This is a genomic window from Photobacterium sp. (assembly GCF_057456235.1).
Genome location: NZ_JBVCPH010000004.1, coordinates 183,159 through 199,905 on the forward strand (window position 1 = coordinate 183,159; position 16,747 = coordinate 199,905).

Sequence of the window (16,747 nt, forward strand, 5' to 3'; positions counted from 1 at the left end):
CCTGATGTCATATACACAAATATAAGTGTATGTGATACAAAAGAAATTACGGTGAAAATCACTAAAAAAACCCCGCTTGTGCGGGGTAAGTCAAACGTTTGCTTTTTTGGCTAAATCATTAGGCGAGTGACTTGTTGATCTCAGCCAGAACTGCCGCAGGATCTACTGCCTGGGTGATTGGACGCCCGATTACCAGATAATCTGACCCGGCCTGAACAGCTTCAACCGGGGTCATGACGCGGCGCTGGTCGCCAGCGGCGCTGCCTGCAGGGCGAATGCCCGGTGTAACCAATTTAAACTCTTTGCCCAGCTCAGTTTTAAGCATACTGGCTTCCTGCGCAGAGCACACAACACCATCAAGGCCACTATTTTTTGTCAGCCTGGCCAGGCTTAATACCTGATCTTGTGGCTGGCGTGAAATACCAATACCCGCCAAGTCTGATGCTTCCATGCTTGTCAGTACCGTCACTGCAATCAGCAATGGCCGGTCTTTGCCGTAAGGTTCGAGAATTTCACGTGAAGCTGTCATCATACGCTCACCGCCACTGGCGTGAACATTCACCATCCAGACACCAAGCTCAGCTGCGGCTGCCACGGCACGCGAACAGGTATTGGGAATATCGTGAAATTTCAAATCAAGAAATACGGAATGCCCCCGTTCATGCAGTTTACGCACAAAATCAGGGCCATATAAAGTAAACATTTCTTTGCCGACTTTAAGCCGACAACTTCCCGGCTCAATACGGTCGACAAAAGCCAACGCTTCATCTTGATTCGGGTAGTCGAGTGCAACAATCACTTTTGGGTCTAACATTCAATCTCCTGCTTAGACTTCGTCTTTCTAATTCATGATGGACAAGACAGCTTAAAGAAAAGGGCTCACCGTAAGCGAAGCCCTCCTTATTATCCAATCCAATAGTCAGTAAAATACCGAACGGCATTACTCACCATCCAAGCCTCGAATCGGCTTCACCGCCCCCCAGCCTTTACATGATGGACATTGCCAGTATAAAGAGTGAGTGGCAAAACCACATTTACGACAGCGGTAATGAGGCTTCATTTTAAGCTGCTCTCCCACCAAGCCTCGTAACGTGGTTAAACTTTCTTTGGCACGGCCTTCTTCGGCTTCATCAAGATGATAGTCCATCAACTGATAGAAACCTTTCATGGTCGGGTTTTTTGACAGCTGCCGAGTCATAAACGTTTGGGCCATAACGGCACCATCTCGTTTATATATTTCATCCGCAAGCATTAGCTCCGCGGTAGATCCTGCTTTCATTTCAACACAATGCTGTAAGTACTTCAGCCATCCTGATTCATTATTTGTTGCTTCATAACATTCAAGAAGAAGCGGCAGGGCCTCGCCGGCAAAATCGATTTCCTGCTCCGCCACGCGCTCCAGCTGTTTCGCGGCGGCTTTATATTCACCATCATTTATCAGGATACGTGCCATGGTTATAGAGGCCCGTACACAGCTTTTATCAGCAGACAAAGCCTTTTTCAAACATTGCTTTGCCTTATCTTGGTTCTGAGCGCCCATCTCAATCATTGCAATTTCACACCAATAATGAGCGATATCATGCTTAAGTTTTGGCTTACCCATTTTCACTAGCTGATTTGCCGTCTCGATGGCTTTTTCCCACTCACGTGTTTGCTGGTAGATAGACAACAATTGCTGCAGCGCAGCTTTACGGTGATCGGGCTCGTCAAGTAACTGTTCAAAAATTTTTTCTGCGCGATCAAGAAAACCAGCAGCCATATAGTCTTTTGCCAGCTGCTGCAACGCGAGGTTACGTTGGTCAATGGTCAGATTCGGACGGGCAATAAGGTTTTGGTGAATGCGAATTGCGCGATCGACTTCACCCCGGCTTCGGAAGAGATTACCCAAAGCAAGGTGAGTATCAATGGTTTCACTATCGACCTGAAGCAACTCAATAAAGAGATCGACTGCTTTATCCGACTGATCTGATAACAGCAGGTTTAAACCCGTTACGTATTGACGTGACAGGTGATGAGACTGCTCTTGACGTTGATTTTGAGCGCTCCTGTTACCCATATACCAGCCATAGGCGGCGGCAATAGGAAGTAACAGGAACAACAGCTCTAGCATTAAATCTTATTCCTTAACAGGCTCGGCACGAAGCTGATCCAATTCTTTTTGCTGTTTTACGACTTTCTTATTCAGGCGGTTACGAGAAAAGCGCGCCTTTAAATATAACATGCCACAAATGAGCCAGCCTATAGCAAAGCCCGAGCCAAATGCAATTCCCAATAAGGTCGACATCTGGAACTCACCTTGAGCAACCAGGTAATTAAAATTAACCAACTCCTGGTTCTGGGCCCCGAGTGCCAGCGTGATCAAAAAGCAAACAACTAGAATAAGAATGCTAATTATCTTCATCGTGGATCCTCTCACTAGATCAAAAATTTGATGGGTTGATTATGCAAGATTTTCACTCGTCAGACCATGATCAATAGACATAAAAAAACGGCATACTACACAGCATGCCGTTTTTTTGTTCTATTCGCTGTTAACCAGCAACCGCTGCGTTAACACGGTCGCGTAATTCCTTACCAGGTTTAAAGTGAGGAACGTACTTGCCGTCCAACTCAACTTTGTCACCTGTTTTAGGGTTACGACCTACACGAGGAGCACGGTAATGTAAAGAGAAGCTACCAAAGCCACGGATTTCAATACGATCACCTTCTGCGAGGGTGCCCGCCATGTGCTCAAGGATTTCCTTGATTGCATCTTCTACCTGTTTGGCAGAAAGATGTGTTTGTTGACTACATAGTCTTTCAATTAGCTCAGACTTTGTCATAAACACTCCGTTTTTTAGTATGTTTCTCAATAGTATAACCGTTAAGGAGGAAAATGCGTCCCCCTGAGCTCAATTATTCGCCTTTAGCCGCTTTGAAAGCGTCAGCCATAGCACTACCGAAAGAAGTATCTTCTTGCTTGTTTAGGCTAGCCATTGCTTCTTGCTCTTCAGCAACATCTTTAGCACGAACTGATAGGTTGATTACGCGGTTCTTACGGTCAACACCTGTGAACTTAGCTTCAACAGAATCGCCTACAGAAAGAACTAAAGTTGCGTCTTCAACACGGTCAACTGATGCTTCAGAAGCACGTAGGTAACCTTCAACACCTTCAGCTAGTTCTACTGTTGCGCCTTTAGCGTCAACTGCAGTAACAGTACCGTTTACAAGAGCGCCTTTCTTAGTCGCTGCAACGTAACCGTTGAATGGGTCTTCTTCGATCTGCTTAACGCCTAGAGAGATGCGCTCACGCTCTGCATCAACAGCTAGAACAACTGCAGAGATTTCGTCGCCTTTCTTGAAGTCACGAACTGCGTCTTCACCAGAAACATTCCAAGAAATGTCAGATAGGTGAACAAGACCGTCGATGCCGCCATCAAGACCGATGAAGATACCAAAGTCAGTGATTGACTTGATCTTACCAGTTACTTGGTCGCCCTTAGCTTGCATTTCTGCAAATGACTGCCATGGGTTAGCTTTACATTGCTTAAGACCTAGGCTGATACGACGACGTTCTTCGTCGATATCAAGAACCATAACTTCAACTTCGTCGCCAACGTTAACAACTTTCGATGGGTGGATGTTTTTGTTAGTCCAATCCATTTCAGAAACGTGTACTAGACCTTCAACGCCTTCTTCGATTTCAACGAAGCAACCGTAGTCAGTTAGGTTAGTTACACGGCCAGTAAGCTTAGTGCTTTCTGGGTAACGCTTAGCAATTGCAACCCATGGATCTTCGCCAAGTTGCTTAAGACCTAGTGATACGCGAGTACGCTCACGGTCGAACTTAAGAACTTTAACGTTGATTTCGTCGCCAACATTAACGATTTCGCTTGGGTGCTTAACGCGTTTCCAAGCCATATCAGTAATGTGTAGCAGACCGTCAACACCGCCAAGATCAACGAATGCACCGTAGTCAGTAAGGTTCTTAACGATACCTTTAACTTCCATGCCTTCTTGTAGAGATGCAAGTAGCTCGTCACGCTCAACGCTGTTTTCAGATTCGATAACTGCGCGGCGAGAAACAACAACGTTGTTGCGCTTCTGATCAAGCTTAATTACTTTGAACTCTAGCTCTTTGTTTTCCAGGTGAGCAGTGTCACGAACTGGACGTACATCAACTAGTGAACCAGGAAGGAACGCACGGATGCCGTTAAGTTCAACTGTGAAGCCGCCCTTAACTTTGCCGTTGATGATACCAACAACTGTTTCAGCTTCTTCGTAAGCTTTTTCAAGCTGGATCCAAGCTTCATGACGCTTAGCTTTCTCACGAGAAAGTTTAGTCTCACCGAAACCATCTTCGATTGCGTCAAGTGCTACGTCGATTTCTTGACCAATTTCGATTTCAAGTTCGCCAGCAGCGTTTTTGAATTCTTCAACTGGAATAGAAGACTCAGACTTAAGGCCCGCATCAACAAGAACATAGCCGTTCTCGATACCGATTACAGTACCTTTAACAATCGCACCCGGGCGAGTTTCGATTTCGTTTAGAGACTCTTCAAAGAGTAAAGCAAAAGATTCAGTCATTTAATTAATCTTCAATATGATAAACAACCATGGGTATCCTACCGCATGGGGTTGAAAGTAATGTCGGTTTTCTTCCATGAAACCGACGGCATCGCTGATCACTCAGCAAATAATGATTTTGTATCTATTTTCTGTTCAATATAAGCCAACGCTTGTGCCGTCACTTGCTCTATTGACATATCAGTAGAGTCTAGCACCAAAGCGTCGTCTGCGGGACGTAACGGAGACACCGAGCGATTACGATCGCGTTCGTCACGTTCCTGAATTTCACTTAAAAGGCTGTCAAAGTTAACATCTAAGCCCTTTTGTTGCAACTGATTCATACGGCGGTTAGCGCGTTCTTCTGCGCTCGCGTCGAGAAAGAATTTCACCTCAGCGCTCGGGAATACCACCGTACCCATGTCACGCCCGTCAGCCACCAGGCCGGGGGGATGACTAAAGGCACGCTGGCGACGAAGCAAGGCTTCTCGTACCCGCGGTAACGCAGCCACTTTTGAGGCGGTATTTCCCACTTCTTCAGTACGAAGCGTGTTAGATACGTCTTCACCTTCCAGGATAACCTTTACCAGTTCACCTTCAGCGATAAACTGGACATCTAAATGCGCCGCAAGCGGAACCAAGGCGTCTTCTGACGCAATATCAACACCGTGATGAATGGCCGCCAGTGCCAATACGCGGTAAATTGCACCAGAATCGAGTAAATTCCAGCCCAGCTTTTCTGCTAACAGCATACATAGCGTACCTTTACCGGCACCACTGGGACCGTCAACAGTGATAACTGGAGCGTAATTAGACATAGGTTTCTCCGAAATTGTTACAACAATCATTTCGTTAAGCAGAATAACTGCCTATCAAACGGGGGCATATTATACGTGAGAAATAACAAATTTACACCTAAAAACACAGATGCCCATTCTGTTGCTGTTTGAAATAAACCCTTGCAAACAAAAAAGCCCGTACTCATGGTGACGGGCTTTTTCTGCAAGCTAAAGGCTTTCAGCCATTATGCTGGCTGACTCAACATGGCTAACTTCTCGAAATAGTCTGGGAAGGTCTTTGAGGTACATTTAGGATCGTTGATAGTCACAGGCGTATCGCTCAGGGCCACTAATGAAAAACACATCGCCATGCGATGATCATCATAGGTATCAATGGCGGCATGTTTAAGCTGAGTCGGAGGCGTAATCGTAATGTAGTCATCGCCCTCTTCAACGTCAGCCCCCACTTTACGTAACTCTGTTGCCATTGCGGCTAATCGATCCGTCTCTTTCACACGCCAGTTATAAACGTTGCGAATAGAGGTGGTACCCTCAGCAAAAAGGGCCGCGGTGGCAATCGTCATTGCCGCATCAGGAATATGGTTAAAGTCCATATCAATGGCTTTCAATTCACCTCGACGGGCAATCACGAAGTCATCACCCCATTCAATCTCAGCGCCCATGGCGGCAAGCGCATCAGCGAACTGTACATCACCCTGAATGCTTTTCTTGCCTATGCCGGTTACTTTAATTTCGCCGCCTTTTATCGCCGCTGCGGCTAAGAAATATGATGCCGATGACGCATCCCCTTCGACCAGAAATTCGCCAGGAGCCTGATAAGTCTGACCGGCGGGAACAACAAACTCCTGATAATTCCGGTTTTCGACGGTGACACCGAACTGCGCCATAATATGCAACGTAATGTCAATATAAGGTTTTGAAACCAAATCACCTTTAATACGAATAACGGTCTCTGATTTAGCCAATGGTGCTGCCATCAAAAATGCGGTTAAAAACTGGCTAGAAATCGAGCCATCTATGTCAACCTCACCACCTTGCAATCCTGTCCCTTTAATTTTCAGCGGCGGGTAGTTTTCACTCTCCAGATAAGTCACATCTGCGCCCGCAGTACGTAATGCATCAACAAGATGTCCGATTGGCCGCTCTTTCATGCGGGGCTCACCCGTCAGTACAAACTCACCATCCGCTAAGCATAACGCCGCAGCTAGCGGACGCATGGCCGTTCCGGCATTGCCTAAATATAACTCGAGCGCTTTTTCCGCTTGAAATGCTGAGCCCAATCCTTCCACTTCACATACGGTCTTGTCAGCCGATAATTGATAATTCACACCCAGCTGTTTTAGTGCATTCAGCATATGGCGGATATCATCGCTGTCTAACAAGTTAGTGAGGCGAGTATTACCTTGCGCTAACGCTGCCAATAATAGTGCGCGATTAGAAACACTCTTCGAACCCGGTAAATTCACTTCCCCATTGACCATCTTTATCGGCTGTAACGTTAAACTTTCCATCTGTTATTTATTCAATCCTGTATTTTGGGCGTTCCTGCAGATTAGCGAATAATGATTCAGTTCGCTAGTACCTTTGCCGAAAAGGCCCGGATTCTCACTGAACACTGAATAATGAAGTGGCTTGGGTTATATCCCTATAGATTTTGGCCAAACCTGAAGGTAACCTAACCGGATCAATCTTATGAATTATTACAGGCAATACCTGTACTAAGTTTCAATCATAAAAAAAGGGATCAAACGTGAGTTTTGTGACACCCAAGGTCGGCATTGGCATCATCGTTGTCAATGACAGCGGTGAGATCCTTATCGGCAAACGAAAGAACAGCCATGCACCGTACTATTCAATACCGGGCGGCCACCTGGAAATTGGCGAAACCTTCTCTGAATGTGCCATTCGGGAGATGATGGAAGAAACAGGACTAACCATTTATAACCCAGAAGTTATTGCAGTGACCAATAACCTCGCGACTTACCGGGAATCAGGCAAGCATTACATCAGTGTCGCCCTGCTTGTGACCGACTTCAGCGGTGAGCCGGAATTAAAAGAGCCCGACAAATGTGAGGGCTGGCAGTGGGTCGAACCTAACCGTCTACCCTACCCGCATTTTGATGCCAGCGAACAATCGATTCGCTGTTATCTCACAAAAAAATTCTGCATAAATAAATAAAAAAAACCGCCAAATGGCGGTTTCCCATATTCAAGTAAGATCACGCATTTTCTTGCTCAAACTGCAACATGAAATCAACCAGGGCCTGTACGCCTTCAATCGGCATCGCATTGTAAATCGATGCCCGCATACCGCCAACAACACGGTGACCTTGCAGCGCTTTCAAGCCCGCAGCATCAGCTTGCTCCAAGAATTTTCCGTCAAGTTCCGGAGCCTTTAACTGGAACGGTGCATTCATTAATGAACGGTTATCCGGATGTACTTTATTCTCATAGAAGTCTGAGCTATCAATAAAGTCATAAAGCAAATTCGCTTTTGCTTCATTCCTTTTTTGCATCGCTTCCAAGCCACCGAGATCTTTCAGCCACTTAAACACTTCACCAGCCAGATACCAGGCAAATGTCGGCGGTGTATTGAACATCGACTCTTTATCGAACAGTACTTTATAGTCAAGGATACTAGGGATCTCTTGCTTCGCTTTACCCAGTAAATCATCGCGAACTATGACGATGGTTAACCCAGCAGGACCCACATTTTTCTGTGCTCCCGCATAAATGACACCATACTTTGACACATCGATAGGACGAGACAAAATCGTTGATGACATATCTGCAACGATGGGTTTGTCCGTCTCCGGTAAATCACGGATTTCAATGCCGTCAATCGTCTCATTAGGGCAGAAATGGACAAAAGGTGCATCATCAGAAAGTGACCATTCACTGGCTGGCAGAATCGCTTTTTTACCATCACGCACACAAGTGATATCCACCGCATTGGGCTCACAATATTTTTTCGCTTCAGCAATCGCACTGTGTGCCCAATAACCACCATCCATATAGTCGGCCGTTTGAGCCTCACCCAATAAATTCATTGGTACTGCAGCAAACTGACCACGTGCACCGCCATGACAAAAAAGAACATGATAGTTGGCAGGAATTGCTAATAGCTCACGCAGATCTTTTTCTGATTGCTGTGCAACCGCAAGAAACTCTTTACTGCGGTGGCTGATTTCCATCACCGATGTTCCTAAACCATTCCAGTTAACGAGCTCTTCCTGAACCTTTTTTAAAACTTCCGCTGGGATCATCGCTGGGCCAGCGCAAAAGTTATAGACTTTTTCCATGATGAAAAACGTGCTCCTGCAGTGCAATTGGGGGGATATTTATATTTCTTATCACAAGCCTTTAGGGCAACAGGCTGTGACAAGGATCAACTTATCATTTTTTACACCTTTATCGCGGATCTGAAAACCCCTGGAGGCAACTATTTGTCGAAAAAAGGTCGACTCGGCTGTGATCATTGCCATCATCGGCAGTTTCCGCTTTTTCAGGTATAAAAAAACGCAACCCGTAGGCTGCGTTTTTATCAGCATAGCAAACTAACGATTAGTCTTCGTCAGTTGATGCGTCTTGCTCTGAATCCGCTTCAGGTTGTTGCGTCGCTTCCGTATCAATCGCCTGCTCACCGTCGACTGCGATTTCACCATCTTCGATAGCGTCTTCATCCAGTTCAACTTCTTCTGGCTCATCAATACGCTGAAGACCAACAACAAGTTCTTCTTCAGCAGTACGAATCAGCGTTACACCTTGAGTGTTACGACCAACACGGCTTACTTCAGAAACACGAGTTCGTACTAATGTACCACCATTGGTGATCATCATGAACTCATCGCCATCTTCAGCCTGAATTGCACCAACAACTTTCCCGTTACGATCAGAAACCTTGATAGATACAACACCTTGTGTCGCACGGCTCTTCGCTGGGTATTCTTCTAGTGAAGTACGTTTACCGTAACCATTTTCAGTTACTGTCAATACGTCACCTTCGTTGTGTGGAACAATCAGTGAGACAACTTTGTCACCTTCAGCCAGCTTAATACCACGAACACCCGCTGCAGTACGGCCCATGCCACGAACACCGCCTTTTGCATTGCCGTCTTCGTCAATGACAGGGCTTTCGTAGAATCGGACCACTTTACCGTAAGAAGAGAACAACATGATATCGCGTGTGCCATCAGTGACATCGACACCAATCAGCGAATCTCCTTCACGCAGGTTCACTGCAATGATACCAGCGCTGCGAGGGCGGCTGAAATCAGTCAGAGGTGTCTTCTTCACAGTACCGTCAGCGGTTGCCATGAAGACAAACTTATCTTCTTCGTACTCACGTACAGGCAGTATCGCGGTAATGCGCTCACCTTCTTCCAACGGAAGAATGTTCACGATTGGCTTACCACGAGCAGTACGGCTCGCTAATGGTAACTGGTACACTTTCAGCCAGTACATACGACCACGGCTAGAGAAGCACAAAATAGTATCGTGAGTATTGGCTACCAGCAGACGCTCGATGAAGTCTTCTTCCTTCATGCGCGTAGCCGCTTTACCTTTACCGCCACGACGCTGAGCTTCGTAGTCACTCAGAATCTGGTACTTCACATAGCCTTCGTGAGAAAGCGTAACAACCACATCTTCTTGAGTAATTAGATCCTCAAGATCGATATCATGGCTCGCTGCCGTAATTTCAGTACGACGTTCATCGTTAAACTGCTCTTTAACGGCAAAGAGTTCTTCGCGAATGACTTCCATCAGGCGCTCAGGGCTACCAAGGATGAATAGTAATTCTTCGATGACATCAAGAAGACCTTTGTATTCTTCAAGGATCTTCTCGTGTTCCAGACCGGTTAAGCGGTGCAGACGCAGCTCAAGAATGGCTTGTGCTTGTGGCTCTGTCAGGAAGTACTGACCGCCATGAATACCAAACTCAGGCGCTAACCATTCAGGACGTGCAGCATCAACACCAGCACGCTCAAGCATGGCAGCAACATCACCTAACTGCCACGGACGAGCAAGAAGCCCTTCACGCGCAACTTGTGGTGTTGGAGCATTACGGATCAACTCGATAATTTGATCGATGTTAACCAGTGCAATGGCCAGACCTTCAAGGAGGTGTGCACGCTCACGCGCTTTACGTAATTCGAAGATTGTACGACGCGTTACCACTTCACGGCGGTGATTCACGAAGCACTTCAGCATCTCTTTTAAGTTAAAGAGCTTCGGCTGGCCATGGTCAAGTGCAACCATGTTAATACCGAATGTCGTTTGCAGCTGAGTCTGTGAATAAAGGTTATTGAGAATAACTTCACCAACCGCATCACGCTTACATTCAACAACAATACGCATACCGTCTTTATCAGACTCGTCACGTAATGCACTGATGCCTTCAACTTTCTTATCTTTAACCAGCTCGGCGATCTTTTCGATCAAACGGGCTTTATTCACCTGATATGGGATCTCAGTGACAATAATGGTTTCACGACCATTTTTCTCAACTTCAATATCAGCTTTGGCACGCATGTAAACTTTACCGCGACCAGTATGGTAGGCATCAATGATACCTTTACGGCCATTGATCTGTGCCGCCGTCGGGAAGTCAGGGCCAGGAATATAATCCATCAGCTGATCGATAGTGATCTCTTCATTATCGATATATGCCAGACAGCCATTGATGACTTCACCCAGGTTATGAGGCGGTATGTTCGTTGCCATACCAACCGCAATGCCCGATGAACCGTTAACCAAAAGGTTAGGAACCCTAGTTGGCATAACCGCCGGGATATATTCTGTGCCATCATAGTTAGGCACATAGTCGACCGTTTCTTTATCGAGGTCTGCCAAAAGTTCGTGGGCAATTTTTGCCATACGAATTTCGGTATAACGCATTGCTGCAGCTGAGTCGCCGTCAACGGAACCGAAGTTACCCTGACCATCGACAAGCATGTAGCGTAGCGAGAATGGTTGCGCCATACGTACGATAGTATCGTATACAGCACTATCACCATGGGGGTGATATTTACCGATTACGTCACCAACCACACGGGCAGATTTTTTGTAAGCTTTATTCCAGTCATTGCCTAGCACATTCATCGCGAATAATACGCGACGGTGCACTGGCTTAAGGCCATCACGCACATCCGGAAGAGCACGACCCACGATAACTGACATCGCGTAGTCGAGATAAGAGCTTTTCAGCTCATCTTCAATGTTGACGGGCGTGATCTCTTTTGCAAGATCGCTCATTGAGCCAATATCCCTCAGGTAATTTCTGTCGTATACGTATACCAAACGGCATAGTTATCTCGCCTATCAGCGCATCATTCGTTGATAACGGCCTCAAATGGCTTTGATGTAGCCCCCTACATCTTCAACCTTTTGGATTGCTCTCAAACTGCTGAGACCGCTCTGATTGGAGCAGATAACTATGACGTTAGGTATAATACGTTAAGGTGCGAGAATGTAGCATAATTCCGACTTAATAGGCACACCTTTCACTGCAGTTGTGAGTAATTTAGCGTATTTACGAAAAATCAGAAACCATACGATCGACATTTAGGTGAATTCCTAACCTTTACTGGTTAATTCTTGACCACCAAACTCTATTTAACCCCTGTGTTGGACACAAAATTGCAACCAATTGTAAATATTCGATCGATGCGACTTTTATGCACATTGAGCACATGATCTGAGTGAATTCAGACCGCTGTCACCTTTCTTGTCAGCGCCAGGCGTAAAATCGATCTTGCACACAGGGAAATTTATCGTAAATAAATAAGTGGGGTTGGCATGTTAAGTTCTGTAATAAATACCATCGGATTGTGCATCATCTGCGGGAAATATGTACTTATGCTAATTCTGGCAGCAATGACCATTTTTTCAGGTTCATTTAATCCTGAAGTGCTGGCTTTTCCTATCATTGAATCGTCAGAATAATTGTCGCTGAACTCTGCATCTTGAGATAGTTTGGGTATATAATGCGCCATCCAGTTAAGGAAAATGGCGATAACAATGACCAAGCAGTTAAATGTCGATCCGGCAGAAATCAGTAAATTTGAAGATATGGCGTCACGCTGGTGGGATTTCGAAGGCGAATTCAAACCCCTTCACCAAATCAACCCGCTTCGCCTGAATTATGTTATTGACCGTTGCGACGGGCTGTTTGGCAAGAAAGTACTGGATGTTGGCTGTGGAGGCGGCATTCTGGCAGAAAGCATGGCTGTGGAAGGTGCCGATGTTATCGGATTAGATATGGGCAAAGAACCCCTGACCGTTGCCCGCCTGCATGCATTAGAGACAGGTACAAAACTAGAGTATGTCCAATGCACAGCGGAAGAACACGCCGAGCTGCATCCGCAAACCTATGATGTGATCACCTGTATGGAAATGTTGGAGCACGTCCCCGATCCGGCGTCAGTGATTGCGGCTTGTGCCAAGATGGTTAAACCAGGCGGCCATGTGTTCTTTTCCACTTTGAACCGCAATACCAAATCTTTCCTCTTTGCCATTGTGGGTGCAGAGCACCTACTCAAGTTGGTACCTAAAGGGACACACGATCACAAAAAGTTTATTCGTCCCTCGGAATTGATTGGCATGATTGACCCGACCCCGCTTCAAGATCGCCACATTACTGGCCTTCACTATAATCCGTTAACGGATCACTACTGGTTAGGTAACAACGTTGATGTGAATTATATTGTCCACACTGTCAAAGCTTAATTTTTTCACTTCAGTATTGAGTTTCTCATAACAGGGCATGCTATTGCCCTTTTATGTATCCTACTGTTATTTCAGCTCAACATTCAGATCCCCCCATTCACGACCTTACTCCAAAAAGAACCATTATTCACTCAGATAGCGTCTTGACTAAAAGCTAATGAATCCTTGCTCGTCTCTACATCTTGAGATGTTTTGAGTATATGCTTTCTATTAGAGCTTTCTTTTTGTGATTGTTATATGGACATTTAAGCATGATAAAAATTATCCAAGCCGTTCTGTTTGATCTCGACGGCACTTTATTAGATACCGCGCCAGATATGGCAGAAGCGGCCAACCGAGTACTGGCCGATTATGGTCATGGCCCGCTCACCGCCCCCCAAATTAAAGCCAATACCAGCTATGGTGCAAAAGGATTACTCTCTGCAGGCTTCGGCGTTATACCTCCGCATCTTGATCTGCACAAGCTCAGGCAGGAGTTCCTCGATTACTATCAGCAAAATATCTGTGTCGGCACGTCTATTTACCAAGGTATTCGTCAATTACTCTCATACCTTGAACAACAAGGGATCCCCTGGGGCATTATGACCAATAAGCCTCGGTTCCTGACAGATATGCTGCTGCCGTTTTTTCCGGAACTGCTGAAAGCACAAGCCATCGTATGTGGTGATACGCTCGCCTTAGCGAAGCCTCACCCCGAGCCCCTGCTTTATGCCAGTAAGTTACTTGGTGTCGACCACGAGATATGTGCCTATATTGGCGATATCGAAAAAGACATGATTGCTGCTCGTGCAGCAAATATGCATCGTTATATTGCTGGCTGGGGCTATATTGGCGAATCGCATACACCGGAGCACTGGGAAGCGCATGGCATTCTGCAAACACCCGAAGCATTTATCACCACCCTGAAAAGTCAAAATGAACGCAAATAAGCTATATTTCAAGCAATTTTCAGGGGTTGACCGAGCTGCTTTAAAACCACTAAAAATCAAGAAAAATAAATTTTTATTTTAAAAAAAAGCAATCATATACGGGTTGCTTTTTTCATTAATATTGCTACATCTAACCAGAACGGGTTAGTAGGCACTAACTATTTATTTTGAATCCCCAAGTTATCCACAACCGGTCAAAAACTACCACCTTGCAAAGTAGTCTCTTCATCACTATCTTGTAACCCCATAAGCTCAACACCACCATATATAGTGTTTTCACACGCAACAAGAAATGTAACAAAGATCACAATCTTTGCTACCCTTATTATTAAAGTTGCAAAAAAACACCGGATGTATGAAATTTCGGGAAAACGACAAAAAATGAATCAACAACTCACTGTTACCAAGCGTGATGGCCGCAAAGAAACTATCGATTTAGATAAAATTCACCGCGTTATTGCCTGGGCTGCAGAAGACCTAGTCAACGTATCGGTATCTCAAGTTGAACTGAAATCTCACATCCAGTTCTACGATGGTATTAAGACTGCAGACATCCACGAAACCATCATCAAAGCAGCAGCAGATCTAATCTCGGAAGAGTCACCAGATTACCAGTACCTTGCAGCACGCCTCGCGATCTTTAACCTGCGTAAGAAAGCGTATGGTCAATTCGAGCCGCCAACACTTTATAAGCACGTTACTACGCTTGTTGAAAAAGGTAAGTACGACCAACATCTGCTTGAAGACTATAGCGAAGAAGAATTTGCCCTGATGGACAGCTTCATCGATCACTGGCGCGATATGAACTTCTCTTACGCCGCGGTCAAGCAGCTTGAAGGTAAATATCTGGTACAAAACCGTGTATCCGGTGAGATCTTTGAAAGTGCCCAGTTCCTTTACATCATGATTGCTGCCTGCCTGTTCGGTAAGTATCCAAAAGAAACGCGCCTTAGCTACATCAAACGTTTCTACGATGCGGCATCAACATTCAAGATTTCACTGCCTACGCCAATTATGTCTGGTGTACGTACGCCAACGCGCCAGTTCAGTTCTTGTGTCCTGATCGAATGTGACGATAGCCTCGATTCAATCAATGCAACCGCAAGTTCAATTGTTCGTTATGTTTCTCAGCGTGCTGGTATCGGTATCAATGCCGGCCGTATTCGCGCATTAGGGTCTGAAATCCGTGGTGGTGAAGCTTTCCACACCGGCTGTATTCCATTCTACAAGTACTTCCAGACGGCAGTTAAATGCTGTTCTCAGGGTGGTGTTCGCGGCGGCGCAGCAACCTTGTTTTACCCAATCTGGCACGGCGAAGTTGAATCGCTGCTGGTACTGAAAAATAACCGTGGTGTTGAAGAAAACCGTGTCCGTCATATGGACTACGGCGTACAAATCAACAAACTGATGTACACCCGCCTGATCAAAGGGGCAAACATCAGCTTGTTCTCGCCTTCTGATGTACCGGGTCTTTATGACGCATTCTTTGCCGATCAAGACGAATTTGAACGTCTGTACGTCAAATACGAACAAGATAGCAGCATCAAACGTAAAACCATTAAGGCCATCGACCTATTCTCGCTGCTTATGCAAGAGCGAGCCTCTACCGGCCGTATCTACATTCAACACGTCGATCACTGTAATACCCACAGCCCGTTTGACCCAAGTGTGGCGCCGATCCGTCAATCTAACTTATGTCTTGAAATTGCATTGCCAACCAAGCCATTAAGCAATGTCGAAGACGAAAATGGTGAAATTGCACTATGTACGCTGTCGGCATTCAACTTAGGCGCCATTGATACGTTAGACGATCTTGAAGAGCTTGCCGATCTGACGGTTCGTGCGTTAGATGCCCTGCTGGATTACCAAGATTACCCGCTACCGGCTGCACGACGTTCAACCATGAACCGTCGCACCCTTGGTGTGGGTGTTATCAACTTTGCCTATTATCTTGCCAAACACGGTGTTCGTTATTCTGACGGCAGTGCAAACAATATTACTCACCAGGCTTTTGAAGCGATTCAGTACTACCTGTTGAAAGCATCTGTCGGCTTGGCAAAAGAACAAGGTGCTTGTCCTGCGTTTAATGAAACAACGTATTCGCAAGGGATTTTACCTATCGATACCTACAAAAAAGAGATCGATAAAATCTGTAGTGGAGAGCTTCACTACGACTGGGAAACCTTGCGTGAGGAAATTAAGATTCACGGCCTGCGTAATTCAACCCTGTCTGCGCTTATGCCTTCTGAGACATCGTCTCAGATCTCTAACGCAACCAATGGTATTGAACCGCCACGTGGCTATGTGTCAGTGAAAGCTTCGAAAGACGGTATCTTGAAGCAAGTTGTTCCTGAGTACACCAAGTACAAAGATAACTACGAACTACTGTGGAATATCGGCAGCAACGATGGTTACCTGCAGCTTGTGGGCATTATGCAGAAGTTTATTGATCAGTCGATTTCTGCCAACACCAATTATGACCCAAGCAGTCAACCTGGTGGCAAAGTGCCGATGAAACTGTTGCTAAAAGACCTGCTAAACGCGTATAAGCTTGGCGTAAAAACGCTTTACTACCATAATACGCGTGATGGCGCTTCTGATAGCCAGAACGATACTACAGACGACTGCACCAGCTGTAAGATCTAAGCGCTATAGGTTAATACAGCGACAGATGCGCTTTTTTGATCCAGATCTTGTGTGAACTGCACAGCACTGAACAATGAGTATTTAAACATTAAATGGGAG

The 16,747-nt window shown here is 45.7% G+C and carries 14 protein-coding genes; 5 read left to right on the forward strand and 9 right to left on the reverse strand.

All coding sequences use genetic code 11. From position 1 onward, the window contains the following. Positions 1-118 precede the first annotated feature (118 nt). The 7 genes from pyrF to aroA all read right to left on the reverse strand — a co-directional run bounded on the left by pyrF (position 119) and on the right by aroA (position 6,856). Positions 119-814, reverse strand: a complete 696-nt coding sequence (gene pyrF / locus AC2204_RS06660; protein ID WP_318924711.1) for an orotidine-5'-phosphate decarboxylase — start codon at positions 812-814, stop codon at positions 119-121. Positions 815-940: 126 nt separating this feature from the next. Next, entirely contained in the window at positions 941-2,110 is a 1,170-nt protein-coding gene (lapB, locus tag AC2204_RS06665; protein ID WP_318924712.1) for a lipopolysaccharide assembly protein LapB, read from the reverse strand. A gap of 6 nt (positions 2,111-2,116) precedes the next feature. Then, positions 2,117-2,401 (reverse strand): LapA family protein, encoded by a 285-nt coding sequence (locus AC2204_RS06670; RefSeq protein ID WP_318924713.1) that lies wholly within the window; start codon positions 2,399-2,401, stop codon positions 2,117-2,119. Positions 2,402-2,531: 130 nt separating this feature from the next. Beyond that, positions 2,532-2,822 carry an integration host factor subunit beta gene (ihfB, locus tag AC2204_RS06675; RefSeq protein WP_107281492.1) on the reverse strand — a complete coding sequence of 97 codons (291 nt, stop codon included), beginning with the start codon at positions 2,820-2,822 and terminating at the stop codon, positions 2,532-2,534. A 73-nt stretch (positions 2,823-2,895) separates the two neighbouring features. After that, positions 2,896-4,566 (reverse strand): 30S ribosomal protein S1, encoded by a 1,671-nt coding sequence (gene rpsA / locus AC2204_RS06680; protein ID WP_318924715.1) that lies wholly within the window; start codon positions 4,564-4,566, stop codon positions 2,896-2,898. A 98-nt stretch (positions 4,567-4,664) separates the two neighbouring features. Next, positions 4,665-5,363 (reverse strand): (d)CMP kinase, encoded by a 699-nt coding sequence (gene cmk / locus AC2204_RS06685; RefSeq protein ID WP_318924716.1) that lies wholly within the window; start codon positions 5,361-5,363, stop codon positions 4,665-4,667. Between the two features lie 206 nt (positions 5,364-5,569). Continuing rightward, on the reverse strand, positions 5,570-6,856 hold the full coding sequence (gene aroA, locus AC2204_RS06690) for a 3-phosphoshikimate 1-carboxyvinyltransferase (RefSeq protein ID WP_318924717.1): 1,287 nt from the start codon (positions 6,854-6,856) through the stop codon (positions 5,570-5,572). A gap of 239 nt (positions 6,857-7,095) precedes the next feature. Between aroA and AC2204_RS06695 the strand changes: the two genes are divergently transcribed. Beyond that, complete coding sequence (locus AC2204_RS06695; RefSeq protein ID WP_318924718.1) at positions 7,096-7,524, forward strand: nucleotide triphosphate diphosphatase NUDT15; 429 nt, start codon at positions 7,096-7,098, stop codon at positions 7,522-7,524. A gap of 40 nt (positions 7,525-7,564) precedes the next feature. Here the strand turns inward: AC2204_RS06695 and serC are convergent, their stop codons facing one another. After that, a complete protein-coding gene (gene serC / locus AC2204_RS06700) occupies positions 7,565-8,647 on the reverse strand; it encodes a 3-phosphoserine/phosphohydroxythreonine transaminase (protein ID WP_318924720.1) in 1,083 nt (360 codons plus the stop codon). A 262-nt stretch (positions 8,648-8,909) separates the two neighbouring features. Next, positions 8,910-11,600 carry a DNA topoisomerase (ATP-hydrolyzing) subunit A gene (gene gyrA / locus AC2204_RS06705; RefSeq protein ID WP_318924722.1) on the reverse strand — a complete coding sequence of 897 codons (2,691 nt, stop codon included), beginning with the start codon at positions 11,598-11,600 and terminating at the stop codon, positions 8,910-8,912. 543 nt (positions 11,601-12,143) lie between these two features. Here gyrA and AC2204_RS06710 point away from each other — a divergent pair. The 4 genes from AC2204_RS06710 (at position 12,144) to nrdA (ending at position 16,648) form a co-directional block, all read left to right on the forward strand. Then, positions 12,144-12,290, forward strand: a complete 147-nt coding sequence (locus AC2204_RS06710; protein WP_318924723.1) for a hypothetical protein — start codon at positions 12,144-12,146, stop codon at positions 12,288-12,290. Between the two features lie 75 nt (positions 12,291-12,365). After that, on the forward strand, positions 12,366-13,073 hold the full coding sequence (gene ubiG / locus AC2204_RS06715; RefSeq protein WP_318924724.1) for a bifunctional 2-polyprenyl-6-hydroxyphenol methylase/3-demethylubiquinol 3-O-methyltransferase UbiG: 708 nt from the start codon (positions 12,366-12,368) through the stop codon (positions 13,071-13,073). A gap of 251 nt (positions 13,074-13,324) precedes the next feature. Further along, complete coding sequence (locus tag AC2204_RS06720) at positions 13,325-14,002, forward strand: HAD family hydrolase (RefSeq protein WP_318924725.1); 678 nt, start codon at positions 13,325-13,327, stop codon at positions 14,000-14,002. A gap of 381 nt (positions 14,003-14,383) precedes the next feature. After that, on the forward strand, positions 14,384-16,648 hold the full coding sequence (nrdA, locus tag AC2204_RS06725) for a class 1a ribonucleoside-diphosphate reductase subunit alpha (RefSeq protein WP_318924726.1): 2,265 nt from the start codon (positions 14,384-14,386) through the stop codon (positions 16,646-16,648). Positions 16,649-16,747 lie beyond the last annotated feature (99 nt).